This is a genomic window from Rhodococcus sp. BE178 (assembly GCF_050433545.1).
In the GTDB taxonomy this organism is placed as follows: domain Bacteria; phylum Actinomycetota; class Actinomycetes; order Mycobacteriales; family Mycobacteriaceae; genus Prescottella.
Map to the genome: position 1 here is coordinate 41,904 of NZ_JBNPXA010000018.1, position 23,540 is coordinate 65,443.

24 protein-coding genes are annotated in these 23,540 nt (G+C 68.4%); 11 read left to right on the plus strand and 13 right to left on the minus strand.

The features are described from left to right. The first annotated feature begins 125 nt into the window (after window positions 1-125). The 9 genes from J2X34_RS24620 (at window position 126) to yhjD (ending at window position 9,855) form a co-directional block, all read left to right on the plus strand. Window positions 126-1,517 carry an amino acid permease gene (locus J2X34_RS24620; protein WP_114724248.1) on the plus strand — a complete coding sequence of 464 codons (1,392 nt, stop codon included), beginning with the start codon at window positions 126-128 and terminating at the stop codon, window positions 1,515-1,517. Between the two features lie 51 nt (window positions 1,518-1,568). Next, on the plus strand, window positions 1,569-3,155 hold the full coding sequence (hutH, locus tag J2X34_RS24625; RefSeq protein WP_174912130.1) for a histidine ammonia-lyase: 1,587 nt from the start codon (window positions 1,569-1,571) through the stop codon (window positions 3,153-3,155). Between the two features lie 257 nt (window positions 3,156-3,412). Beyond that, window positions 3,413-4,636, plus strand: a complete 1,224-nt coding sequence (locus J2X34_RS24630; RefSeq protein ID WP_114724250.1) for an NADP-dependent isocitrate dehydrogenase — start codon at window positions 3,413-3,415, stop codon at window positions 4,634-4,636. Between the two features lie 185 nt (window positions 4,637-4,821). Next, window positions 4,822-5,952: an MFS transporter gene (locus J2X34_RS24635; protein ID WP_114724267.1), complete on the plus strand. Its 1,131-nt coding sequence runs from the start codon at window positions 4,822-4,824 to the stop codon at window positions 5,950-5,952. A gap of 29 nt (window positions 5,953-5,981) precedes the next feature. Beyond that, on the plus strand, window positions 5,982-6,785 hold the full coding sequence (locus J2X34_RS24640; RefSeq protein WP_174912127.1) for an exodeoxyribonuclease III: 804 nt from the start codon (window positions 5,982-5,984) through the stop codon (window positions 6,783-6,785). Then, window positions 6,785-7,306, plus strand: a complete 522-nt coding sequence (locus J2X34_RS24645; protein WP_429519999.1) for a ribonuclease domain-containing protein — start codon at window positions 6,785-6,787, stop codon at window positions 7,304-7,306. The genes J2X34_RS24640 and J2X34_RS24645 overlap by 1 nt, the downstream gene beginning before the upstream one ends. Before the next feature lie 16 nt (window positions 7,307-7,322). Continuing rightward, window positions 7,323-7,763: a barstar family protein gene (locus J2X34_RS24650; protein WP_429520000.1), complete on the plus strand. Its 441-nt coding sequence runs from the start codon at window positions 7,323-7,325 to the stop codon at window positions 7,761-7,763. 14 nt (window positions 7,764-7,777) lie between these two features. Next, window positions 7,778-8,821 carry a tryptophan--tRNA ligase gene (trpS, locus tag J2X34_RS24655; RefSeq protein ID WP_429520001.1) on the plus strand — a complete coding sequence of 348 codons (1,044 nt, stop codon included), beginning with the start codon at window positions 7,778-7,780 and terminating at the stop codon, window positions 8,819-8,821. Between the two features lie 8 nt (window positions 8,822-8,829). Further along, window positions 8,830-9,855, plus strand: coding sequence for an inner membrane protein YhjD (yhjD, locus tag J2X34_RS24660; protein ID WP_429520002.1), 1,026 nt, complete (start codon window positions 8,830-8,832; stop codon window positions 9,853-9,855). A gap of 7 nt (window positions 9,856-9,862) precedes the next feature. Here the strand turns inward: yhjD and J2X34_RS24665 are convergent, their stop codons facing one another. From J2X34_RS24665 to sdhC, 5 genes are all read right to left on the minus strand, one after another. Next, window positions 9,863-11,200 carry a D-alanyl-D-alanine carboxypeptidase family protein gene (locus J2X34_RS24665; RefSeq protein WP_429520003.1) on the minus strand — a complete coding sequence of 446 codons (1,338 nt, stop codon included), beginning with the start codon at window positions 11,198-11,200 and terminating at the stop codon, window positions 9,863-9,865. Between the two features lie 113 nt (window positions 11,201-11,313). Next, window positions 11,314-12,090 carry a succinate dehydrogenase iron-sulfur subunit gene (locus J2X34_RS24670; RefSeq protein ID WP_114724263.1) on the minus strand — a complete coding sequence of 259 codons (777 nt, stop codon included), beginning with the start codon at window positions 12,088-12,090 and terminating at the stop codon, window positions 11,314-11,316. Next, window positions 12,090-13,841, minus strand: coding sequence for a succinate dehydrogenase flavoprotein subunit (gene sdhA, locus J2X34_RS24675; RefSeq protein ID WP_174912111.1), 1,752 nt, complete (start codon window positions 13,839-13,841; stop codon window positions 12,090-12,092). The genes J2X34_RS24670 and sdhA overlap by 1 nt, the downstream gene beginning before the upstream one ends. A 15-nt stretch (window positions 13,842-13,856) precedes the next feature. Further along, entirely contained in the window at window positions 13,857-14,300 is a 444-nt protein-coding gene (locus tag J2X34_RS24680) for a succinate dehydrogenase hydrophobic membrane anchor subunit (RefSeq protein WP_114721834.1), read from the minus strand. A gap of 1 nt (window position 14,301) precedes the next feature. Then, the gene (gene sdhC, locus J2X34_RS24685) at window positions 14,302-14,706 is read right to left on the minus strand and encodes a succinate dehydrogenase, cytochrome b556 subunit (protein ID WP_114721835.1); all 405 of its coding nucleotides are present in this window, start codon (window positions 14,704-14,706) and stop codon (window positions 14,302-14,304) included. A 534-nt stretch (window positions 14,707-15,240) separates the two neighbouring features. On the opposite strand from sdhC, the gene J2X34_RS24690 reads away from it, so the two are divergent. Continuing rightward, on the plus strand, window positions 15,241-16,329 hold the full coding sequence (locus J2X34_RS24690) for an adenosine deaminase (protein ID WP_114721836.1): 1,089 nt from the start codon (window positions 15,241-15,243) through the stop codon (window positions 16,327-16,329). Window positions 16,330-16,347: 18 nt separating this feature from the next. On the opposite strand, the gene J2X34_RS24695 is transcribed toward J2X34_RS24690, so the two are convergent. From J2X34_RS24695 to J2X34_RS24715, 5 genes are read right to left on the minus strand one after another with little or no spacing between them, the layout of a single operon-like run. Continuing rightward, window positions 16,348-17,583 carry a primosomal protein gene (locus J2X34_RS24695; protein ID WP_174912102.1) on the minus strand — a complete coding sequence of 412 codons (1,236 nt, stop codon included), beginning with the start codon at window positions 17,581-17,583 and terminating at the stop codon, window positions 16,348-16,350. A gap of 48 nt (window positions 17,584-17,631) precedes the next feature. Continuing rightward, window positions 17,632-17,937, minus strand: a complete 306-nt coding sequence (locus J2X34_RS24700) for a YbaB/EbfC family nucleoid-associated protein (RefSeq protein WP_114721838.1) — start codon at window positions 17,935-17,937, stop codon at window positions 17,632-17,634. After that, on the minus strand, window positions 17,934-18,278 hold the full coding sequence (locus J2X34_RS24705; RefSeq protein ID WP_429520004.1) for a hypothetical protein: 345 nt from the start codon (window positions 18,276-18,278) through the stop codon (window positions 17,934-17,936). Before J2X34_RS24705 ends, J2X34_RS24700 begins: the two co-directional genes overlap by 4 nt. A 10-nt stretch (window positions 18,279-18,288) precedes the next feature. Beyond that, the gene (locus J2X34_RS24710) at window positions 18,289-19,449 is read right to left on the minus strand and encodes a C40 family peptidase (protein WP_114721840.1); all 1,161 of its coding nucleotides are present in this window, start codon (window positions 19,447-19,449) and stop codon (window positions 18,289-18,291) included. After that, window positions 19,446-19,763 (minus strand): type VII secretion target, encoded by a 318-nt coding sequence (locus J2X34_RS24715; protein WP_114721841.1) that lies wholly within the window; start codon window positions 19,761-19,763, stop codon window positions 19,446-19,448. Before J2X34_RS24715 ends, J2X34_RS24710 begins: the two co-directional genes overlap by 4 nt. 128 nt (window positions 19,764-19,891) lie before the next feature. Here J2X34_RS24715 and upp point away from each other — a divergent pair, with 128 nt between their 5' ends. Then, window positions 19,892-20,515, plus strand: a complete 624-nt coding sequence (gene upp / locus J2X34_RS24720) for a uracil phosphoribosyltransferase (RefSeq protein WP_114721842.1) — start codon at window positions 19,892-19,894, stop codon at window positions 20,513-20,515. Window positions 20,516-20,569: 54 nt separating this feature from the next. On the opposite strand, the gene J2X34_RS24725 is transcribed toward upp, so the two are convergent. Genes J2X34_RS24725 through J2X34_RS24735 form a run of 3 tightly spaced genes read right to left on the minus strand, consistent with a single transcriptional unit; the run spans window position 20,570 to window position 23,538 of the window. Beyond that, window positions 20,570-21,235: a PepSY domain-containing protein gene (locus J2X34_RS24725; RefSeq protein ID WP_429520005.1), complete on the minus strand. Its 666-nt coding sequence runs from the start codon at window positions 21,233-21,235 to the stop codon at window positions 20,570-20,572. A gap of 39 nt (window positions 21,236-21,274) precedes the next feature. Beyond that, window positions 21,275-22,756: a phospho-sugar mutase gene (locus tag J2X34_RS24730; RefSeq protein ID WP_429520006.1), complete on the minus strand. Its 1,482-nt coding sequence runs from the start codon at window positions 22,754-22,756 to the stop codon at window positions 21,275-21,277. Beyond that, window positions 22,753-23,538, minus strand: coding sequence for a purine-nucleoside phosphorylase (locus J2X34_RS24735; protein WP_429520007.1), 786 nt, complete (start codon window positions 23,536-23,538; stop codon window positions 22,753-22,755). Before J2X34_RS24735 ends, J2X34_RS24730 begins: the two co-directional genes overlap by 4 nt. Between the last annotated feature and the right edge of the window lie 2 nt (window positions 23,539-23,540).

The window sequence follows — 23,540 nt, forward strand, 5'->3', positions numbered from 1 at the left end:
AGCTGTATATACAGGACTAGACATGTGCCGCAGGTTGTGACGCAGGGCACAAAACTCGCACAAAACTGTGGGTTTCCGATCCGCGCTGCGTCCGCCGATAACGCCACCGTCCAGGGAGTTCGATTGTGACAGACACTGCCCCGGCGCTGACCCGAGGTCTCACAGCGCGCCATATCCGCTTCATCGCCCTCGGTTCCGCCATAGGCACCGGCCTTTTCTACGGCTCCGCGGAGGCAATAAGCCAGGCAGGGCCGTCCGTGTTGCTGGCCTACTTGATCGGCGGCGCGGTGATCTACATCGTGCTCCGTGCGCTCGGCGAGATGGCGGTGAGCAATCCGGTCTCGGGTTCGTTCGGCGAGTACGCGAGCAAGTATCTGGGTCCACTCGCGGGATTCGCGACCGGCTGGACCTACACGTTCGAGATGATCGTGGTCTGTCTGGCCGACGTGACGGCCTTCGGCGTCTACATGGGTTTCTGGTTTCCGGATGTCCCGCGGTGGATCTGGGTGTTGTCGGTCATCTTCTTCATCGGCGCGATCAACCTGCTCAGCGTCAAGGTCTTCGGTGAGGTGGAGTTCTGGTTCACGATCGTCAAGATCGTGGCGATCGTGGCGATGATCGCCGGAGGTATCGCGGTTCTGATCTTCGGGTTCGGTCTTCACGACACCAGCGAGGGAGTGTCGAACCTGTGGAACGAGGGCGGGTTCTTCGCCACTGGGCTCGGCGGGTTCCTCGGCTGCTTCGCGATCGTGATGTTCGCATTCGGTGGCACCGAGATCATCGGCATCACAGCGGGCGAGGCCGAGGACCCGAAGAAGACCATTCCACGAGCGATCAACACCGTGCCCATCCGGATCATCGTCTTCTACGTGCTCACACTCGCCGTGATCATGGCGATCACCCCGTGGCAGAACATCGGGTCCGAGGGCAGCCCCTTCGTGCAGATCTTCCAGGGACTCGGCATCGGTCCGGCCGCGACGGTGCTGAACGTCGTGGTGATCACCGCTGCGCTGTCCGCGATCAACAGCGACATTTTCGGCGCCGGCCGCATGATGTACGGAATGGCGCAGCGTGGGTACGCGCCGAAGGTGATGAGCCGGGTCTCCCGCAACGGGGTCCCGTGGATGACGGTGGTGATCATGGTCGCCGCACTGTTGGTCGGCGTCTTGCTGAACTACACGATGCCGGACCGGGTCTTCCTCGTCATCGCGTCGATCGCGACCTTCGCGACGGTCTTCGTCTGGCTGATGATCCTGTTCGCCCAGTACCGCTCGCGGAAGCAGATGAGCGCGGACGAGGTTGCGGCACTGAAGTTCCCGGTGCCGTTCTGGCCGTACGGGCAGCTGATCGCGATCGGCTTCCTGGTCTTCGTCATCGCCGTGCTGGCCTTCGACGCCGACTCTCGGGTGGCACTCGTGGTCGGAGCGGTGTGGCTGGTGCTGCTCGCCCTGGCCTACCGCCGCTGGGCGCGACCGGAGCCCGTAGTCGAGGACGAGATCCTCGTCGATCCCGTCTGACACCGACCACAACTTCGAGCACGACCCTTACTTTCGAAACGGAGAACAAAGATGAGCACGAACACCCTCCCGCGTACCGCAGACCAGGCAGCGAAGGAGATCGCACCTGTCGTTGTCGGTGTCGGCGCGGTGACGCCCGAGGAAGTCGTGCGCGTCGCACGATTCGGTGCGACGGTGCAACTGTCCGAGGAGGCCCTGTCGGCCATCGGCGAGAGCCGCGCCCGTATCCGGGCACTCGCCGAGGATCCGAAGCCGGTCTACGGAGTGTCCACCGGTTTCGGTGCCCTGGCCACCCGGCACATTCCGCTGGAGCTGCGGGCACAGTTGCAGCGCAGCCTGATCCGCTCGCACGCCGCCGGGTCCGGTCCCGAGGTGGAGCGTGAGGTGGTCCGGGCGCTGATGCTGCTGCGCCTGTCGACGCTCGCGACCGGCCGCACCGGGGTTCGCCCGGAGGTGGCGCAGGTCTACGCGGCGCTGCTGTCGTCCGGCATCACCCCGGTGGTCCACGAGTACGGCAGCCTCGGCTGTTCCGGCGACCTCGCGCCGCTGGCGCACGTCGCGCTCGTCGTCATCGGGGAAGGCACCGTGCGGAACGCCGACGGCGAGCTGATGCCCACCGCCGAGGCGCTGGCCGCGGCCGGGATCGAGCCCGTCCAGCTCGAGGAGAAGGAGGGCCTCGCCCTCATCAACGGCACCGACGGCATGCTGGGCCAGCTGGTCCTCGCCTGCCACGATCTGCACAAGCTGCTCTCGCTCGCCGACATCACCGCGGCGATGAGCGTCGAGGGCCTGCTCGGAACGGACAAGGTCTTCGCCGCGGACCTCCAGGCGCTGCGCCCGCAGCCCGGGCAGGCGGTCGCGGCCGCAAACATGACCCGGATCCTCGCCGGCTCGGAGATCGTCGCCAGCCACGCCAACCCGGACTGCACCGTCGTCCAGGATGCCTACTCCCTGCGATGCGCGCCCCAGGTCGCGGGCGGTGCGCGCGACACCCTCGCCCACGCGGAGCGGATCGCGTCCTACGAGCTGGCGAGTGCGGTCGACAATCCGGTCGTCACCCTCGACGGCCGGGTCGAGTCGAACGGCAACTTCCACGGTGCGCCCGTGGCCTACGTGCTGGACTTCCTGGCGATCGTCGTCGCCGACGTGGCGAGCATGAGTGAGCGCCGGACGGACCGGTTCCTGGACAAGGCGCGCAACCACGGGCTGCCGCCGTTCCTGGCCGACGATCCGGGTGTCGACAGTGGACACATGATCGCTCAGTACACCCAGGCTGCGATCGTCTCCGAGCTCAAGCGCCTCGCCGCGCCGTCGAGCGTGGACTCGATTCCGTCCTCGGCGATGCAGGAGGATCACGTGTCGATGGGTTGGTCGGGGGCGCGCAAGCTGCGCCGCGCGATCGACGGACTCACCCGGGTGCTGGCCATCGAGGCTCTCACCTCGGCGCGTGGTCTGGACCTGCGGGCGCCCCTGCAGCCGTCGCCGGCGACCGGTGCCGTGCGCGACACCCTCCGCGAGCACGTCGAGGGCCCCGGCACGGACCGCTACCTGGCCCCCGAAATCGAGGCTGCGGTGCAGTTGGTTGCGTCGGGTGCGCTGCTCGGTAGCGCCGAGGCCGTCGTCGGCGAACTCGGCTGATCGGCCGACGGAGGGTCGCCGCGCGCAATCGCGGCGGCCCTCTGCGGAAGTCTGGTTACTGAACGGTAGGGTGTGCGGCTTTCGGCCCGGTGGTTGCGGTCCGGGCGGATAGCAGTACGCTCGTCATGTTTGGATCGGCCCTCACGCGGGAGATCCGGACCGTATACGTTTGATAATTGAACCGTTGGCGGACCCGCCCACAAAGTGGTCCGTGCACGTGGAACCAGGGAAACTTCCTAGGAGGACACGAAGCCCCCATGTCCAAGATCAAGGTCGAAGGTAAGGTCGTCGAACTCGACGGCGACGAGATGACTCGCATCATCTGGCAGTTCATCAAAGACAAGCTGGTCCATCCCTACCTGGATGTCGACCTGGAGTACTACGACCTGGGGATCGAGCATCGCGATGCGACCGACGACCAGGTGACGATCGACGCTGCAGAAGCGATCAAGAAGCACGGCGTCGGCGTCAAGTGCGCGACGATCACCCCGGACGAGGCCCGGGTCGAGGAATTCGGCCTGAAGAAGATGTGGCGTTCCCCGAACGGCACCATCCGTAACATCCTGGGCGGCACCATCTTCCGTGCGCCGATCCTGATCTCCAACGTCCCGCGTCTGGTCCCGGGTTGGACCAAGCCGGTCATCGTCGGACGTCACGCGTTCGGTGACCAGTACCGCGCCACGGACTTCAAGGTCCCCGGCGCCGGCACCGTCACCATCACCTACACCCCCGAGGACGGCTCCGAGCCGATCCAGCACGAGGTGTGCAAGATTCCCGAGGACGGCGGCGTCGTCATGGGGATGTACAACTACAAGAAGTCCATCCAGGACTTCGCCCGCGCCTCGCTCGCGTACGGCCTGCAACAGAACTACCCGGTGTACCTCTCCACGAAGAACACCATCCTCAAGGCCTACGACGGCATGTTCAAGGACGAGTTCCAGAACATCTACGAGACCGAGTTCAAGGCCGAGTTCGATGCCGCAGGTCTGACCTACGAGCACCGCCTCATCGACGACATGGTCGCCTCCTCGCTCAAGTGGGAGGGTGGCTACGTCTGGGCCTGCAAGAACTACGACGGCGATGTGCAGTCGGACACGGTCGCGCAGGGCTACGGCTCGCTGGGTCTGATGACCTCCGTGCTGATGACCCCGGACGGCCGCACGGTCGAGGCGGAGGCCGCACACGGCACCGTCACGCGCCACTACCGTCAGCACCAGCAGGGCAAGCCCACCTCGACGAACCCGATCGCGTCCATCTTCGCGTGGACCCGGGGCCTCGAGCACCGCGGCAAGCTGGACAACACCCCCGAGGTCATCGACTTCGCGCAGCAGCTCGAGGACGTCGTCATCAAGACCGTCGAGAACGGTCAGATGACGAAGGACCTCGCTCTGCTGATCGGACCCGACCAGGGTTGGCAGACCACCGAGGAGTTCCTCTCCACGCTGGACGAGAACCTGCAGAAGGCTCGCGCGTCACGCTGATGCGTCGCTGACTTCAGCTGAAACGGGACGTTCCCCTCGTGGGAACGTCCCGTTTTCTTTCGGTCGGTACCGTCGAACGTCTGCTGTTTTCACTGTGCCCCGAAAGGCATCTCTTCTTGACCATCTCGGCCCCCGCCCAGACGTCCACGGACGTGTTCCTCTCACCCACCGGCCGCCGCCGCGCGATGCTGGCGCTCGCGATGGGTGGCTTCGGCATCGGCACCACCGAGTTCGTGGCGATGGGCCTGCTGCCGCAGATCGCCGGCGGCCTGGGCGTCTCCGAGCCCACCGCCGGGCACGTCATCACCGCGTACGCGCTGGGTGTCGTGGTGGGCGCGCCGCTGATCGCGGCGCTCACCGCGCGGATGCCGCGCCGGGCGCTGCTCATCGGCCTGATGATCGCCTTCACCGTCGGGAACGCGGCCGCGATCGTGGCCCCGAACTACGGCGGGCTGATGGTCGCGCGTTTCGTCGCCGGTCTGCCACACGGCGCCTACTTCGGTGTGGCCTCGCTCGTGGCCGCCCACCTGGCGGGACCCGGCCACCGCGCGAAGGCGGTGGCGATGGTGATGTCGGGTCTCGCGGTCGCCAACGTCGTCGGCGTGCCGGCCGCCACCTGGATCGGGCAGGGCTTGGGCTGGCGCAGCGCATTCGCGGTGGTCGCCGTCATCGGCGCCGTCACCGTCGCCGCGATAACCGTGTGGGTTCCGCCACTGCACGCGATCCGCACCAGCAACCCGGCCACCGAACTCGGCGCACTGTGGCGGGGCCAGGTGTGGCTGACCCTGGTGGTGGGCATGGTCGGCTTCGGCGGCATGTTCGCCGTCTACACCTACGTGAGCTCGACGATGACGGAGGTCGCCGGGCTGCCGATGTCCCTGGTGCCGCTCGCGCTGATGGTCTACGGGCTCGGCATGGTCGCCGGAAACCTCCTCGGCGGCCGGCTCGCGGACCGTGCCCTCACCCGCGGACTGTTCGTCATGATGGGCGCGTTGGTGGTGCTGCTCGCGCTCTTCGCCGTCGCCGCGCACAACCCGTACACGGCGATGATCGTGCTGTTCCTCGTCGCCGCCGCCGGATCGGCGCTGGTGCCCGGACTCCAGACCCGGCTGATGGACGTCGCCGCGGACGCACAGACCCTCGCAGCGGCCCTCAACCACTCCGCGTTGAACATCGCGAACGCGTTCGGCGCGTGGATCGGCGGCGTCGTCATCGCGGCCGGATTCGGCTACACCGCCCCCGCCCTGGTGGGCTCGCTGCTGGCCCTGACGGGCATCGCGGTCCTCGCCGTCGCGGTGGTGACGGCCCGCCGATAGCGTCGGCCCGTTCGGCTACGGTTCTTCGCGTGCCACATATCATCACCACGGTCAATGTCAACGGCGTCCGCGCTGCCGCCCGCAAGGGGTTGCTCGAGTGGCTCGAGGGCTCGCAGGCGGACGTCGTGTGCCTGCAGGAGACCCGCGCGTCGGACAAGCAGCTCCACGAGACCCTCGCGCCGGCGCTCGATGCCGGCTGGCACCTCGCCTCCGCGGAGCCGTCCGCGAAGGGCCGCAACGGTGTCGCGGTGCTGTCCCGTCGCGCCGCCGACGCCGTGCGGATCGGGTTCGGTGACGACGAGTTCGCCGACGCCGGGCGCTACATCGAGGCCGACTTCGACACCCTGACCGTCGGCAGCCTGTATCTGCCCACCGGTGAGGCCGAGACGCCCAAGCAGGAGCAGAAGGAACGCTTCATGGCGTCGTTCGCGGCGCACCTGAACCGCAGCGCCGAGTCGTCCGCCGCGGCGGGACGCGACGTTCTCGTGTGCGGTGACTGGAACATCGCCCACACCGAGCGGGACATCAAGAACTGGAAGGGCAACGTCAAGAAGTCCGGTTTCCTGCCGGGCGAGCGCGCCTGGGTCGACGCCCTCCTCGCCGACGGGGCCTGGGTCGACGTCGTGCGGACGCTGCACCCCGAGGTCGACGGCCCGTACTCGTGGTGGTCGTACCGCGGCAAGGCGTTCGACACCGACGCGGGCTGGCGCATCGACTACCACCTGACTACGCCGGGCCTGGCGGAGCGGGCGAAGGAGGCCCGTGTCGAGCGGGCCGCCACGTACGCCGAGCGCTGGTCGGACCATGCGCCCGTCACGGTCCAGTTCCGCTGATGGCGTCACCGAAGCCCAAGAACTCGCTGCTGGCGCTGCTCGTGGCGATCGTCGGCCTCGCCGTGGCGATCGTCCTCGGGACGCAGAGCGGGGGAGACGACACGGCACCGGCCGCAGCCTCGGTCACGTCGGTGACGAGCAGCGTCTCCGCGTCCGGCACCAAGACCACCCCTGCCACCAGTACCAGGACCACCACCAGCCCGACCGCCACCACGAGCCCGGCGAAGAAGGCCGCGAACAGCGCCGTCCCCGAGTACGTGTGGACCACGCTGGCCGCGATCGACGCCAGCGGCTGGCCGCCCGCCGACGCGCCCGGCACGCAGGGCGGGCGGGTGTTCGGCAATCACGAGGGCCGGCTGCCCGGCAAGTCCGACAGCGGTCAGAAGGTCCGCTACCAGGAGTGGGACGTCAACCGGAAGCAGAGCGGCCGGGGTCGCGACGCCGAACGCATCATCACCGGTGACGACGGCTCCGCGTGGTACACCTCGGACCATTACGAAACATTCGTGAGGATGCGCTGATGACGAGGACGCTGTGATGAGACCCGGGTTCCCGCGCGGACTGTCCCTGCTGGTGACGGATCGGGGCCGCGCGGCGGGTATCGAGGAGGACCTGCGCGCGGCCGGGCGTCCGGTGCGGCACGTGCGCGGACGACGGATGTCGACCGTGCCGGCGCTGTTCGACGAGTTCGCGGCCGCACTGCAGTTCCCGTACTACTTCGGCCGCAACAAGGACGCGTTCGACGAGTGCCTCGGCGAGATCGGCGACACCGTCGGACCCGACCCCGTGGTGTTCGTCCTCGACGCCGACGCGCTGCTGGGAGAGCAGGTCTCGGAGCTGGCCTGGTTCGCGGAAGCCGTGGGCGATATGCCGGGGTCGATCGTGTTGCAGGTGCGACCCGGCCACGCCGACGCTGTGGTCGACCGATGCCTGGCCGTCGGCGTGCACCTCCCTCACATCGCCGATCCGCACGCGTGAAAGTATCGGGGATTATGTCGAGCACTGCAGAGAACACCGCGACCCCTCCGACCGCGAAGCCTCGCGTCCTGTCGGGCATCCAGCCGACCGCCGACTCGTTCCACCTCGGCAATTTCCTCGGTGCGCTGCAGCAGTGGGTGCCCCTGCAGGACGAGTTCGACGCGTTCTACTTCATCCCCGACATGCACGCGATCACCGTGCCGCAGGACCCCAAGGAACTGCGCATGCGCACCCTGCGGGCCGTCGCGCAGCTGCTGGCCCTGGGCATCGACCCCGAGCGGTCGACGCTGTTCGTGCAGAGTCAGGTGCCGCAGCACGCCGAGCTGGCGTGGGTGCTCAACTGCATCACCGGTTTCGGTGAGGCCAGCCGCATGACGCAGTTCAAGGACAAGTCGGCGCGGCAGGGCAGTGACCACGCGAGCGTGGGTCTGTTCACGTACCCGGTCCTGATGGCCGCCGACATCCTGCTCTACCGCCCGCAGCGCGTGCCGGTGGGCGAGGACCAGCGTCAGCACCTCGAACTCGCGCGCGACCTCGCCGGCCGCTTCAACACCCGCTTCGGCAAGACGTTCGTGATTCCGGAGCCGCAGATCATCAAGGGCACCGCGAAGATCTACGACCTGCAGGACCCGACGTCGAAGATGAGCAAGTCCGGGCCCACCCCGGCCGGCCTGATCAACCTGCTCGACGACCCCAAGATCTCGGCCAAGAAGATCAAGTCCGCGGTCACCGACAACGAGCGCGAGATCCGCTTCGATCAGGCGAACAAGCCGGGCGTGAGCAACCTGCTCACCATTCAGTCGGCGTTGTCGGGAAAGAGCATCGACGATCTGGTCGCCGGGTACGAGGGCAAGGGCTACGGCGACCTCAAGTCCGACACCGCCGAGGTCCTCGCCGACTTCGTCACCCCGCTGCGCGCGACGGTCGACGGGTACCTGTCCGACCGGACCGAGCTGGATCGGATCCTCGCCGCCGGCGCCGATCGGGCCCGTGAAGTTGCTGCCCGGACACTCGGCCAGGTCTATGAGAAGGTGGGATTCCTCACCAGTAAGGGGTAGATCTGCACATGACGGACGAGGCGCCGAGCTTTCTCGACAGGCAGCGAGCGGCGCGGCCGTGGCTGGATCACCTCGTTCGCGCGGGCGGGCGCTATCAGCAGCAGAAGGGCGACTACTACGCCGCCGGGATCACGTACTTCACGATCCTTGCGATCGTGCCGATCCTGATGGTGGCGTTCGCCGTCGCGGGCTTCGTGCTCGCCGGTAATCCCGACTGGATCACCGACATCCAGGACCAGGTCAGCAAGAACATGCCGGGCGGGCTCGGCGACACCGTCAACTCCCTGATCGACTCGGCCATCTCGGCGCGTACCGGTGTCGGTGTGCTCGGTCTGCTCGGTGCCGCCTACGCGGGACTCGGGTGGATGGCGAACCTGCGCGACGCGCTGACCGCGATGTGGGAGACCACCCACGAGTCCGGGAACTTCATCGTCACCAAGTTGAAGGATCTCGCGGCCCTCCTCGGGCTGGGCCTGACGATGCTCGTGTCGTTCGGACTGTCCGCTCTCAGCAACGGGCCCCTGTCGGGCAAGGTCGTCGAATGGCTCGGCGCGGAGAACATCACCGGTGTCGGGGTGGCGGTGCGGATCGTGTCGCTCGTGATCGGTCTGCTCGCGACGTGGGCCGTGCTGACCTGGGTGATCGCGCGCCTGCCCCGCGAACCGGTGACGCTGCGCAGCGCCGCCCGGGCCGCCTTCGCCGCCGCGATCGTGTTCGAGATCTTCCGACAGGTCGGAGCGCTCTATCTGGCGGCTGTCAGTCAGGGGCCGGCCGGTATCGCGTTCGGACCGATCATCGGCCTGCTCGTGTTCAGCAATCTCACCGCGCGCCTGATCCTCTTCGCGACCGCGTGGGCGGCGACCGCGCGGGAGAACCTCGAGAACGCGTTCGTGCCGCCGCCGGACTCGGCGGTCATCCGCCCGCGCGTGCAACTGCGGGCGGGCCCGACGGTGAAGGAGGCGCTCGCGTTCACCGGCGCCGGCGCGCTCGCCGCCATCGGCCTGGCCGGCCTGTGGAAGCGCCGGGGGGACTGACCGACGCTCAGCGGCGCCGGCGGCGGGTGAGCGCGCGGGCCCAGCCGAGGAGCCCGATGATCACGCCCGATCCGACGATCCCCACCGCGACCCGACCGGCGACGTCCTTGTTCGGCAGATCCGATCCGGATGCCAGATCCATACCGCCGGCGTCGGAGCTGTCCGGTCCCGCGACGGCCACCGCCGAGCCGTCGGTCGCGGACATCGGATCCACGAGTGCGCCCACGGAAGTGTCGGGATCGAGGGCATAGCCGTAGTCGAGCAGCCGTGCGGCCTGCTCCCACGGACGGATGGGCAGCACGTCGGCGGCCATCAGCGTGACCGCCAGCCGCCGCCCGTCGCGATCGGCGCCGCCCACGAACGTCTGGCGGGCGTCGTCGGTGTAACCGGTCTTGCCGCCGAGTGCCCCCGCGTAGTTGGCGAGCAGCAGGTTGTCGTTGTAGATCGGGTAGGGCTCGACCGGCTTGCTGTCGGGCACAGTCGGGTCTGCCGGGTGCCCGGGGAACATCACCTCGTCGGTGGAGATCAGCTGCGCGAACGTCGGGTTCTGCATCGCCGCACGGAAGAACAGCGCGAGGTCGTACGGCGACGTCGACATGCCGGGACCGTCCAGGCCCGAGACCGACGCCGTCCGGGTGTCCAACGCGCCCAGGGACTGTGCCTTGGCGTTCATCTTGGCGACGGTGGCCTCGTCGCCCCCGAGCTGTGCAGCGAGGGCGTGGGCGGCATCGTTGCCGGAGCGCATCACGAGGCCCTGCATCAGCTGGTGGTTCGTGTAGGTGCCGCCGGCGCCGAGGCCCACCGAGCTGCCCTCCGTAGCGGCAGCGGTCGCGTCCGCGACGACGGTCTTGTCGAGATCGAGTTCGTCGAGGGCGACCAGCGACAACAGGATCTTGATCGTGCTCGCCGGCCGGTAGCGGCCGTGCGGGTCCTTCGCGGCGAGTACCTGGCCGGTGTCGAGGTCCGACAGGATCCAGCCGGTCGCGGACAGGTCCGCGGGCAGGGGCGGGGTGCCCGGGGCGGTGACGATGCCGCAGTTGCCGAGCGCGTCGCCGCCGACGGGGTCGTCCGGCACCGGGACGGGAGCGGGCGCCGACCCGCCGGGGCGCGGCACCTCGGACAGGTCGATCGCCGGCGGTGGTGACTGCCGGTGCGGGCAGCTGTCGGTGCTAGGGGTGCTGAACGGGGGAGTGGTGGTGGGCGAGGGGTCCACGTCGGCTGCCGACGGTTGCTGCGCTGCCACGGGAAGAGCGGCGGCGGGGGCGGCCCCGGCGCCGAAGGCGAGCGTGGCGGCTGTGGCGGTCAGCAGCAGACGCCGTCGCGCAGTCTTGTCGAGAGCAGTCATAACGAGAGTCCAGGGTATGCCCTGAAACGCATTTTGCGCACTCACCGCTGCCCCGAACTGGTCGGGAACAGCGGCAAGTGCGCAGAACGGGTGGTGCGTGGCTTACCGGAACATCACTGGCGGGCGAACAGCAGTGCGCGCTTGACTTCCTGGATGGCCTTCGTCACCTGGATGCCACGGGGGCACGCGTCGGTGCAGTTGAAGGTGGTGCGGCAGCGCCACACGCCTTCCTTGTCGTTCAGGATGTCGAGCCGCTCGGCGGCGCCCTCGTCACGGCTGTCGAAGATGAAGCGGTGCGCGTTCACGATCGCGGCCGGGCCGAAGTAGCTGCCGTCGCTCCAGTACACCGGGCACGACGTGGTGCAGCAGGCACACAGGATGCACTTGGTGGTGTCGTCGAAGCGTGCACGGTCCGCCTGCGACTGGATGCGCTCGCGGGTCGGCTCGTTGCCCGAGGTCATGAGGAACGGCTTCACGGCGCGGAACGCGTCGAAGAAGGGCTCCATGTCGACCAGTAGATCCTTCTCCACCGGCAGACCCTTGATGGGCTCGACGGTGATCGTGATCGGCGAGCCGTCCTTGGGCAGCATGTCGCGCATCAGGACCTTGCAGGCCAGACGGTTGACGCCGTTGATCCGCATCGCGTCCGAACCGCACACGCCGTGCGCGCAGGAGCGACGGAACGTCAGGGTGCCGTCCAGGTAGCCCTTCACGTACAGCAGCAGGTTCAGCAGGCGGTCGGTCGGCAGAGTGGGGACCTGGAAGCTCTCCCAGCGCTGGCCCTCGCCGTCCTCCGGGTTGAACCGGGCGATCTTGAGGGTGACCATGACGGCGCCCTCGGGAACGGGCGGCAGCGCGGGTGCGTCCTTGTCCATGACAGGTGCGGACATCAGTACTTACGCTCCATGGGCTCGTAGCGGGTCTGGACCACCGGCTTGTAGTCGAGACGGATGTCGGAGAGCAGACCGTCGCCCACCTTGTAGGCCATGGTGTGCTGCATGTACTCGGCGTCGTTGCGATCCGGGTAGTCCTCGCGGGCGTGTCCGCCGCGCGATTCCTTGCGGTTGAGTGCACCGACGACGGTGACCTCGGCCATCTCGAGCAGGAAGCCGAGCTCGACGGCCTCGAGCAGGTCGCTGTTGTAGCGCTTGCCCTTGTCCTGGACCGTGATGTGGTTGTAGCGCTCTTTGAGAGCACGCACATCCTGCAGCGCCTGGGTCAGCGTGGCCTCGGTGCGGAACACCGACGCGTTGTTGTCCATGGTCTGCTGCAGCTCGGTCCGGATGTCCGCGACACGCTCGTGGCCGTGGTCGGACAGGATGACCTCGAGCCACTCCTCGACCATCTTCGCCGGGTTCTCCGGCAGCGGCACGAAGTCGCTGTTCTCGGCGTGCTCCGCGGCGGCGATGCCGGCGCGGCGACCGAAGACGTTGATGTCGAGCAGCGAGTTGGTGCCCAGACGGTTCGCGCCGTGCACCGAGACGCAGGCGCACTCGCCGGCGGCGTACAGGCCGGGGACGACGTCCTCGTTGTTGCGCAGCACCTCACCGCGGATCTTGGTGGGGATGCCACCCATCACGTAGTGGCACGTCGGGTACACCGGGACGAGCTCGGTGACCGGGTCGACGCCCAGGTAGGTGCGGGCGAACTCGGTGATGTCGGGGAGCTTCTCCTCGAGCACGTCCTCGCCGAGGTGCGTGACGTCGATGTAGACGTAGTCCTTGTTCGGACCGGCGCCGCGACCCTCGAGCACCTCGAGCACCATCGAGCGGGCGACGATGTCGCGCGGCGCGAGGTCCTTGATGGTGGGGGCGTAGCGCTCCATGAAGCGTTCGCCGTCGGCGTTGCGGAGGATGCCGCCCTCGCCTCGGACAGCCTCGGAGATGAGGATGCCGAGACCCGCCAGACCTGTCGGATGGAACTGGTGGAATTCCATGTCCTCGAGCGGCAGGCCCTTGCGGAAGATGATGCCCATGCCGTCACCGGTGAGGGTGTGCGCGTTGGACGTCGTCTTGTACATGCGGCCCGAGCCGCCGGTGGCGAACACGATCGACTTCGCGTGGAAGACGTGGATCTCGCCGGTCGCGAGCTCGTAGGCGATGACACCGGTGGCGACGGGGCCCTCGGGGGTCTCGGTCAGCGCGAGGTCGAGCGCGTAGAACTCGTTGAAGAACTCGACGTCGTGCTTGACGCAGTTCTGGTAGAGCGTCTGCAGGATCATGTGACCGGTGCGGTCGGCGGCGTAGCACGCGCGGCGAACCGGGGCCTTACCGTGATCGCGGGTGTGACCACCGAAACGACGCTGGTCGATCTTGCCCTCGGGGGTGCGGTTGAACGGGAGACCCATCTTCTCGAGGTCCAGCACCGCGTCGATGGCTTCCTTCGCCATGATCTCGACGGCGTCCTGGTCGGCGAGGTAGTCGCCGCCCTTGACGGTGTCGAAGGTGTGCCACTCCCAGTTGTCTTCCTCGACGTTGGCCAGCGCGGCGCACATGCCACCCTGTGCGGCACCGGTGTGGCTGCGAGTGGGGTACAGCTTGGTCAGGACCGCGGTGCGGGCGCGGGGCCCGGCCTCGATGGCTGCGCGCATGCCTGCGCCGCCGGCGCCGACGATGACGACGTCATAACGATGTTCCTGCATGAAGTGTCTGCTCCCCTAGCTCGCCGAGATGTTGGGGTCGAAAGTGAAGATGACGTAGGTACCCAGGCCCATGATCAGGATCATCGACACGACCAGGATCGTGTTGAGCCAGAACCGGGTGGAGTCCTTACGCGAGTAGTCCGCGATGACCGTGCGCAGACCGTTACCGCCGTGCAGCTGGGCGAGCCAGAGCATGGTGAGGTCCCAGAACTGCCAGAACGGGCTGGACCAGCGACCCGCGACGAACGCGAAGTTGATGCGGTGCACGCCGTCGTCGAGCATCAGCATGATGAACAGGTGGCCCAGGACCAGCACGATGAGTGCCAGGCCGGAGAACCGCATGAACAGCCATGCGTAGAGCTCGAAGTTGTTCTTCGCGGCGCGACGCGGCGAGCGGGGGTTGTCCAGGCTGGCAGGGCGGTCGTACGCCGTGCCCAGAGACTTGGCTTCTGTCGTCATGTCAGTGCCCCGCAAACATGTTGTAGAAGATGCGACCTGCGCCCGGAATCATCACCACGAACCAGATGGCGAGGATGACCCAGAGCATGACGCGCTGGTACTGGGGGCCCTTCGACCAGAAGTCCACCAGCATCACCCGGATGCCGTTCAGTGCGTGGTACAGCACCATGGCAACGAGCGCGAGCTCCATGAGACCGACAAGGGGGTTCTTGTAGGTCTCGATGACGCGGTCGTAGGTGTCCGGGTTGACGCGCACGAGCGCGGTGTCCAGGACGTGGACGAAGAGAAAGAAGAATGTTGCGACGCCGGTGATCCGGTGTAGAACCCAGGACCACATTCCGGGGTCGCCCCGGTATAGCGACCGGGTGCGCTCCTTCGTGGGAGCGGCTTCCGTCGTGCTGCTCATCGAGTGCTGTGCCTCCAACGTCTTTGGTGGGCGCGTCGAGCCTGCAACACTGTTCGGGAGTACCGCAGCTCGGGCTCGACGAGAACCTAAACCGACTTCTGTGAACTCTAAACCCAACCGAATCCGGGAACTAATTCTCTGTGCGGTTCGTACGGCGTCGAAAATGCTTGTTAGGTTTGCCTTCCCATGGCAAGTTTGGGGGCGCCTGTCGATTCTCTGCATCCATTCAGCCCGTGTGATCGGGTGAGGACCTTCGGCCCTGTTTCGGCGGAAGTTGTTGCGCGACACTGTTGATCGGGTGCGTGGGCGTTTCGTCGGGTTGCATCCGGGGTGGACTGGCGAGTGGCGGCGACGGTGAACGACGGGTATAACGCCGCCATATGCAATGTGGAAAATGTCTCACGCGGGTGAACATTGCGTGTCGATAACCTACTCGCCGGTAACTTTATTTCGCCATGCTTCTGTCACTTCACGTTCCGACATCCGGCATGTCGATGCCACGCGATCGCCGGGATCCGCGGCTACCGTCTAGCCATGACAGCGCCGTTGGATCTGGACTACCTGCGCCGAGCGCCGAAGGTGCTGCTGCACGACCACCTCGACGGTGGTCTGCGGCCCGCGACCGTCGCGGAACTGGCCACCGAGTGCGGCTACACCGAACTTCCCGCGCACACGCCCGACGAACTCGCCGAATGGTTCCGTGACGCCGCCGACAGCGGATCGCTCGAGCGCTACCTCGAAACCTTCGCTCACACCGTCGCGGTGATGCAGACACCGGCGGGTCTGCGCCGGGTCGCGCGCGAATGCGCCGAGGACCTCGCCGCCGACGGCGTCGTCTACGCCGAGGTGCGCTTCGCGCCCGAACAACATCTCGACGCGGGATTGACCCTCGACGAGGTGGTCGAGCACGTCCTGGCCGGCTTCGAGGAGGGCACGGCGGTGGCCCGGGCCGCCGGGACCGACATCCGCATCGGGTGCCTGCTCACCGCGATGCGGCACGCGGCGCGCTCGCGCGAGATCGCGGAACTGGCGGTCCGGTTCCGGGACCGCGGCGTGGTCGGCTTCGACATCGCGGGCGCCGAGGCCGGCTACCCGCCGAGTCGGCATCTCGATGCCTTCGAATACATGCGGACCTGCAACGCCCATTTCACGATCCATGCCGGTGAGGCGTTCGGTCTGCCGTCCATCCACGAGGCCATCGCGTTCTGCGGCACCGATCGGTTGGGGCACGGAGTCCGGATCACCGACGACATCACGATCGGACCGGAAGGCGACGTCACACTCGGACTGCTCGCCGACTACGTGCGCGACAAGAGGATTCCGTTGGAGCTGTGCCCCAGCTCCAACGTCCAGACCGGGGCAGTGGCGACTCTCGAGGAGCACCCCTTCGATCTGCTCGCGCGCCTGCGGTTCCGCGTCACCGTCAACACCGACAACCGGCTGATGAGCGACACCTCCATGAGCCGCGAGATGCTGGCGCTGGTGAACACGTTCGGGTACGGCTGGAGTGACCTCGAACGTTTCACCATCAATGCGATGAAGTCCGCGTTCATCCCGTTCGATCAGCGGCTGGCGCTGATCGACGACGTCATCAAGCCCGGCTACGCAGTCCTCATCGGCTGAGCCGGGCCCGATCCCGGCCTACTCCGGACGCAGCCGGTTCTCGAACTCGTTCTCGAGCGCCCGCCACGATTCGGACTCGGCCTGGAACGGCGGATTGGGCGTCATCCGGCTCGGGGTGGGCTCGATGATGTACGAGACGTACCAGCCCAGCGGGGTCGACGGTGCCAGCGCTGCGTCGGTCGCGTCGTCCTTCGCGAAGTCCGCCGCATCGGTGAACAGCTCGACGGCGAGTTCGAGCTGATCGGCATCGACGGTGTCGGGGCCCGCGGCGAGGTCGTCGGCCAGGCCCGGCAGCACGTAGACGTTCTCGTCGGTGACCTCGACGTCGAGCGATCCGTCCACCGCGGCGTTCTGCACCTGCTCGTACGTGCTGACCCGAGCCAGCTCGTGGTCGTGGTTGTCGGCGAGGTAGCGGGCGAGCGCGCGCTCGGAACCGAACACCGAGATCCGGCCGCCGTGTCCGAGGAACACCGCGTGATCGTTCAGGTAGCAGCGGAGCGAGTAGTACGTGGTCTCCGACGTGATGATCTTGATCGGGTCGATTCCGACGAGAGTCCAGAAGGTCTCTTCTTCTTCCTCCTCGGTCTCGTCGGTGTCGTACTCCTCGTAGTCCTCGTCCGATTCGGCGTCGTCGTCGGCGTCGACCACGTTCTCCTCCGCCGCGAGGACCTCCGCCTCCGCGATCGACAGGGCGTCGGCGTCGATGTCGGGGGCGGTGACGATCGAATCGATCGCGTCGAGCACGGCGTCCCAGTCCTCGGCGACCGCGGTGCCGATCCGGTCCCACAGCGCCTCGCCCTCGCGGCCGACGAACTCGTCGGCGCCGCCGCGCAGGTAGGCGAGTTCGGGGTGGTTCTCGAAGAACTTGATCACCGGCTCGAGATCGCACACCTCACCGATGTTGCGCACCATCGCCAGCGTGCTCTCGAGCTCCGAGATGGTCAGCCCTTCCGGATCGCCGGCGGCCAGTTCGGGAACGCCGATCAGATCGAACGCAAAGTTCTCGTCCGGCTCGAGCTCGGGCGCGGCCAGCTTGGAGACGACCGGCCACGACGGGTGCTCGACGAGGTCGTTGTCGTTGTTCGTGCGGATGAAGGCGGCGAGTTCGGCGACGGAGGGGAAGCCGTACAGGTCCTCCTCGTGACCGAGGAACGCCTCCCACTCGTCGTCGCCCTCGCGCCAGCGAGGAGCCCACAGCGTGACGAGGTCGCCTCGGGTGAGACCGAGTTCGATCGGGACGATGTCTCCAGCCATGGCCGGAAGCCTAGCCAGCTCACGCGCAAAGATATAGCCGGACACAGGTCAGCTGTTCGTGAAGTCGGTGAACAGGGCCGCGGTGATCCGGTTCCGTTCCTCGGCGGCGACGGCCGCCGCCCGGTGCGCGGTGTGTGTGATCGTCCGGCCGAGGGCACGGGCGTCGAGCCCGAGCAGGGAATCGCTGAGCCACAGCCCGGTCGGGCTGCCGTTCCCGTCGACCTCGACACGCACCCTGCCGTCGTCGCTGACCGCGTGCGCCCGGATGGATCGCAGCCCCGACAGCGCGTCGTCGAACATATTCAATTGCGCCGACGCCCGCCGCACGATGGCGTCCATGTCGTGTCCGCTCATACCCGTCGCATCCAGCTCGTCGGGGCCTGGTTCTCGTCCTCGGCCTGTTGGGCGACCGCGACCTGCTCACGGGTCGGTAGCCCGAGCCGGTCGAGGACGTCTTCGGGCATGCCGTCGTGCGCGAGCTGCTCGCGTCGGCGGCTGCCGGCCTCCCGCGCGGCCTCTCGGCAGAGCCGGAGGATCTCGTCGGCCAGACACTCGCCGCCGTAGCGCAGTTCGCGCTCGTCGATCCGAATGTCGAGTGGCAGGCCGGCTTCGGTGGCGCGCACCGCGACGGTCCGCGCGCGGTTGACCGCGGTCGCGACCTCGGGGGCCGGCGGGGACGGTGGTTCGAGGGTCATGTTCCTCCGGTCACTCGGTGGGGCGGTAGAAGCCGTAGAAGCCCATGCCGCTGTTCGTTGTACGGATCGAGCTCACCGAGACCGGGTCGCCGGCCTCGACCATCTGGCCGTTGCCGATCACCATCGCCACATGCCCGTCCCACACGGCGAGGTCGCCGGGCATGAGGCTCTCCTGGTCGACGGGGATCCCGACACCCTGTTCCTGAGCGAGCCGGGGCAGCTCGACACCGGCCTCGCCGTATGCCCACTGCGTCAGGCCACTGCAGTCCAGACCCTGCCCCGGCGTGGTGCCACCCCATTGATAGGGGACGCCCTGCTGCGTGAGCGCATTGCGGACGGCGTTCGCGGCTTCCTCGTTGGGGGCGACGGCGGTGCTGCCGTCGGGCAGCAGGATCTCGATGCCGCTGCCACCGAACCGGGGGTCGTACGAGCTGGACCCGCCGGCGCTCCCGGTCTCGACCGAGCCGGCGGACGACCCGGACCCGTAGGAGACGGTGCCCGCAGGTGCGCCGCCGACCGGCGGTGTCGGCGAGCGGTAGGAGCCGGCGAACGCCGACACGAGACGGCCCGCGGCGTCGGACTGCGGAGTGCCGGTCGGCGGCGCGGCGGCCGCAGGTGTGACGGGCGCGGGTGCGCTGGCCGAGGCCGCGACGGTGCGGGCATCGCTGGGTACGGGGTCCGGTGCCGTCAGCTCGACCATCTTCCCGGTGTGCACGGCCAGCTCGCCGCGTACCCGATCGACCACGGCCAGGGCCCGTCCGAGGTGCTCGATCGCGGCGCCGATCAGCATTGCCTGCCCAGCCGGCGTCGCCAGCATGGGCAGCGCGGACGAGGCGATGGACAGGAAGGAGTCGAGGATGCCTTGCAGTTCGGCGGTACCGGCCCGGACGCACTCGGACGCGGCCTCGACGACCGCCGCGATCTCCCGGCCCCGATCGGACAGGTGTACCGACGCGGCCTGCGTGGCCTCGGCCTTGTCGATCGCCGCGTCGGCGGCGGTCCCGGTCCACACGCCGCCGAGGTCGCTGATCCCGATGCGACCGAGCGCGTGGACGGCGTCGACCGCATCGGACGCGGCTCGGATGGCGTCGGCGGGGGACCCGCTGGGCAGGGCGCCCGAACCGAAGGCGCCGAGCAGGTCGAGGACGGGTCGCGCGAGCAGGTCGATCACGGCGCGACTCCGGTTGCACCGAGCGACGCCGCTGTCCCGGCGTCGGTCGCGTCGTAGGTGGCGGCGGTGGTCGCCGCGGCCGCGCTCATCGCCGACCAGGCCGCGGCCAGGCGCCCCAGTTCCGTTGCATGTGCGGCCTGGGCGGTCTCGAACGCCGTGACGAAGTCGCCGCCGATCAGTCCGAACACCGGTCCGAGCAGTGCCGAACCTGCGGCTGCGGCGCCCGCCTGGGCGGCCTCGGACTGTGCGGCCATGGTCGCGGCGGTGACGCCGAACGCGGTGATTCCCTCCGTCACCGCTGAGAACTCGCTCATTGCATCCCCCCGTGCATCCCCGTCGAACTGATTCCGTCGCAGGGTTGGACGCACGGGCGGTGGATTCGGTTCCGGCAAGTTTCCGGGCGAGTTCGAGTGGCGGCGGCGCCCCACTATCCTGTGAAGTCATGGATACGCACGTGGTCGACCATCCGCTCGCAGCAGCTCTCCTCACAACGATGCGGGACGAACGCAGCAGCAACGCAACGTTCCGGTCCGCGCTGCGTGAACTCACCCAGATGCTGATCTACGAGGCCATCCGCGACGCCCCGGTCGAGGAGTTCGAGGTCAAGACGCCCGTCGCCGTGACGACCGGAATCCGGCTGGCGCATCCGCCGCTGCTGGTCCCGGTCCTGCGGGCCGGTCTCGGCATGGTGGAGCAGGCCAGTTCGCTGATCCCGCAGTCCCAGGTGGGATTCGTCGGCATGGCGCGTGATGAACAGACGCACCAGCCGGTGCCGTACCTCGAGTCGCTGCCGGCCGACCTGTCCGGCATTCCCGTGTACGTGCTCGATCCGATGCTCGCGACCGGTGGTTCGATGGTGCACACGATCGACCTGCTGGTCGCGCGGGGCGCCACCGATGTCACCGCCGTGTGTGTCGTCGCGGCCCCGCAGGGTGTGGACGCTCTCGCGAACTCCGGCCACCCGGTGCGGCTCGTGACCGCGACCGTCGACGAGGGCCTCGACGAGAACGCCTTCATCGTGCCGGGACTCGGCGATGCGGGTGATCGCCAGTTCGGTCCGCGTTAGCTCGATCGTGCGTGGACGGAGGTGGCTACCGGACCGGTGGCCGCCTCCGTTCGGTCAGCGCGTCGTGTTCTGCAGGACGCGGCCGGTGACTGCATCGACGTCCACTGCGCGCTGCACGCCTGAGGCGTCGATCACGTCGGCCTCCCACACGTACGTGCCGCCCTTCTCCACCACGAGCTCCAGGTCGATGATCCGGCCGCCCGGGACCTCCGCGAGGACGACGCCCGTAGCGGCGGTGTAATCGAGGTTCGCCTCCTCGGTACCCGGGTTTCGTTCCCCGGTTGCCGAGGGTCCTGCGATGATGCTGTCGCCGTCGGGGGAGACACCGACCTCGATCGCGGCGCCGTCGGTGTTGATGAGTTGGACCACCCAACTACCGTCGCTGTTCTCCTCGATGGAGACCAGCGAGCCGCCGGGAACCGCCGCGATCGCGGTCCGGCCGGCGTGCTCGAAGACCTTCGTGTTCCAGCCCGGTGCCAGGGCCCCGCCCGAACTCGCCGGTGATTTCGTGGCCGGCGCGGGAGTCGTGGCGTTCGCGGCGGCGGCCGTCGCGCTGGACGACTGGGATGCGCTCGTCGCCACAGCAGTCGACGTGGTTGTCGTCGGCGTGGCCGCTGCGGTGGCGGTGTCGCCGTCGTTGTTTCCGCAGCCGACGAGAGCAACCAACGTGACGCCGACGAGCGCGGCCGTCTTCGTTCTCGTGCTGCCGATGACCTTCATGTCGCGACCCCTCGTTGTATTGATGTTTGTCTCAGGCTCTCACGTGACCGCATCCTCCAGCTGACGACGCACCAGCCCGGCGCGCACGAACGCGGTCGCCCGCGCCGCAGCGACGTCACCGGCCGGGACGGCTTCGACCACCTCGAAGTAGCACTTGAGTTTCGGTTCGGTGCCCGACGGGCGGACCGTCACGAGCAGATCGCGTCCGGTGAACACGACGGCGTCCGTGTGCATCGCGCCGCGCGACCGACCCAGATCGGTTGCCTCGACCGGGATCCCGGCGATCTCGGTCGGGGGATCGGTACGCAGCCGCGCCATGATCCGAGCGATGTCGCCGAGGTTGTCGAAGCGAATCGACACCTGGCCGGTCGCGTGCACCCCGAACTCGACGGCGAGTTCGTCGAGCACGCCCTGCACGGTGCGGCCCGAACCGGCCAGGTCGGCGACCAGGTCGGCCACCAGCACCGCCGCCGAGATGCCGTCCTTGTCTCGCACGACGTCGGGGTCCACGCAGTGTCCGACCGCTTCCTCGTACGCGTAGACCAGGCCGTCCCCGGCGCGGACGAGCCACTTGAATCCCGTCAGGGTGCGGGCCGAGCGGAAACCGCGGGCAGAGGCGATCTTCCCGAGCAGCGTCGACGACACGATCGTGGTCGCGACGAGGGCCCCGTCGGGGGCGTGCTGCAGGATCCGCTGCCCCAGTAGCGCTCCGGTCTCGTCGCCGGTGAGCATCCGCCAGCCGTCCCCGGCGGGAACACCGACGGCGCAGCGGTCGGCGTCGGGGTCGAGCGCGATCGCGACGTCCGCATCGACCTCGGCGGCCAGGGCCAGCAGTGTGTCGGTCGCACCCGGTTCCTCGGGATTCGGGAAGGTCACCGTGGGGAAGTCCGGGTTCGGCAGGAACTGCGACGCGACGGTGTGGATGTCGGTGAAGCCGGCGGCACGCAGTGCTGCGACTGCGGTCTCGCCGCCCACGCCGTGCAGCGCGGTCAACGCGATCCGGACATCGCGGCGATCCCCGTACGGCAGTGTGGCCACGCGCTCGAGGTAGTCGTCGAGCAGAGTGTCGTCGGCGGGGGAGACCGGTTGGCGGCGGATCTGCCCCACCCGTCCGATCGCGTCCTCGATCTCCCGGTCCGCGGGCGCGGCCAGCGGCGCGCCGCCCGACAGATACACCTTGTAGCCGTTGTCGGCGGGCGGATTGTGCGACGCCGTGATCTGGACCCCGGCCACCGCGCCCAGGCGGCGCACCGCGAACGCGACCAGGGGAGTGGGCAGCGGTCGCGGCAGCACGGTCACCGCGAATCCCTCCGCGGTCAGGACCTCCGCGGCGGCGCGGGCGAACTCCTCCGACCCGTGTCGTGCGTCCCGGCCGACCACCACGGTCCCGCCGCCGAGGCACCGGTCCCGCAGCCACTGTGCGAGGCCGGCCGTCGTGCGCTCGACGACGCCGACGTTGATGCAGCCGGGTCTGTCCCCGACGGGCCCGCGCAGGCCCGCGGTGCCGAAACGGAGATTCACAACCGCGCCAGCAACTCGCGCAGCAGCCCACCCATGCGTGCAGCGGACGCCTGCCCGGCCGCGAGGACCTCGGCGTGGTCGAGTGGCTGGCCGGTGATCCCGGCCGCGAGGTTGGTGACCAGCGAGACACCCAGTACCTCGGCGCCGAGCGCCCGGGCGGCGATGGTCTCGTGCACGGTGGACATCCCGACCAGGTCGGCGCCGAGGGTGCGCAGCATCCGGATCTCCGCGGGGGTCTCGTAGTGCGGCCCGGGCAGGCCCGCGTACACGCCCTCGCTCAGCGTCGGGTCGATCTCGCGGGCGAGCCCGCGCAGTCGCGGGCTGTAGGCGTCGACCAGGTCGACGAACTGCGCGCCCACCAGGGGCGAGCGTGCGGTGAGGTTGAGGTGGTCGCTGATGAGAACCGGTTCGCCGACGCTCATGCCCTCCCGGATGCCGCCGGCGGCATTGGTGAGGATGACGGTTCCGGCGCCCGCCGCGATCGCGGTGCGCACCGGATGCACGACGCGGGACAACTCGTGGCCTTCGTATGCGTGCGCGCGGCCGAGCATCACCAGCACCGGGGTGTCACCGACACGGATCGACAGCATCGTCCCGGCGTGGCCGGACGCGGACGGTGTCGCGAAGCCGGGCAGGTCGGCCATCGGGACGGCGGCGGACGCCCGGCCGAGGGCGTCGGCCGCGGCCTGCCAGCCGGATCCGAGGACGACGGCGGCGGCGTGTTTCGCGATTCCGGTGCGGTCGGCGAGGACGTCGGCGGCCTGCTGCTCGAGTGTGCCCATGA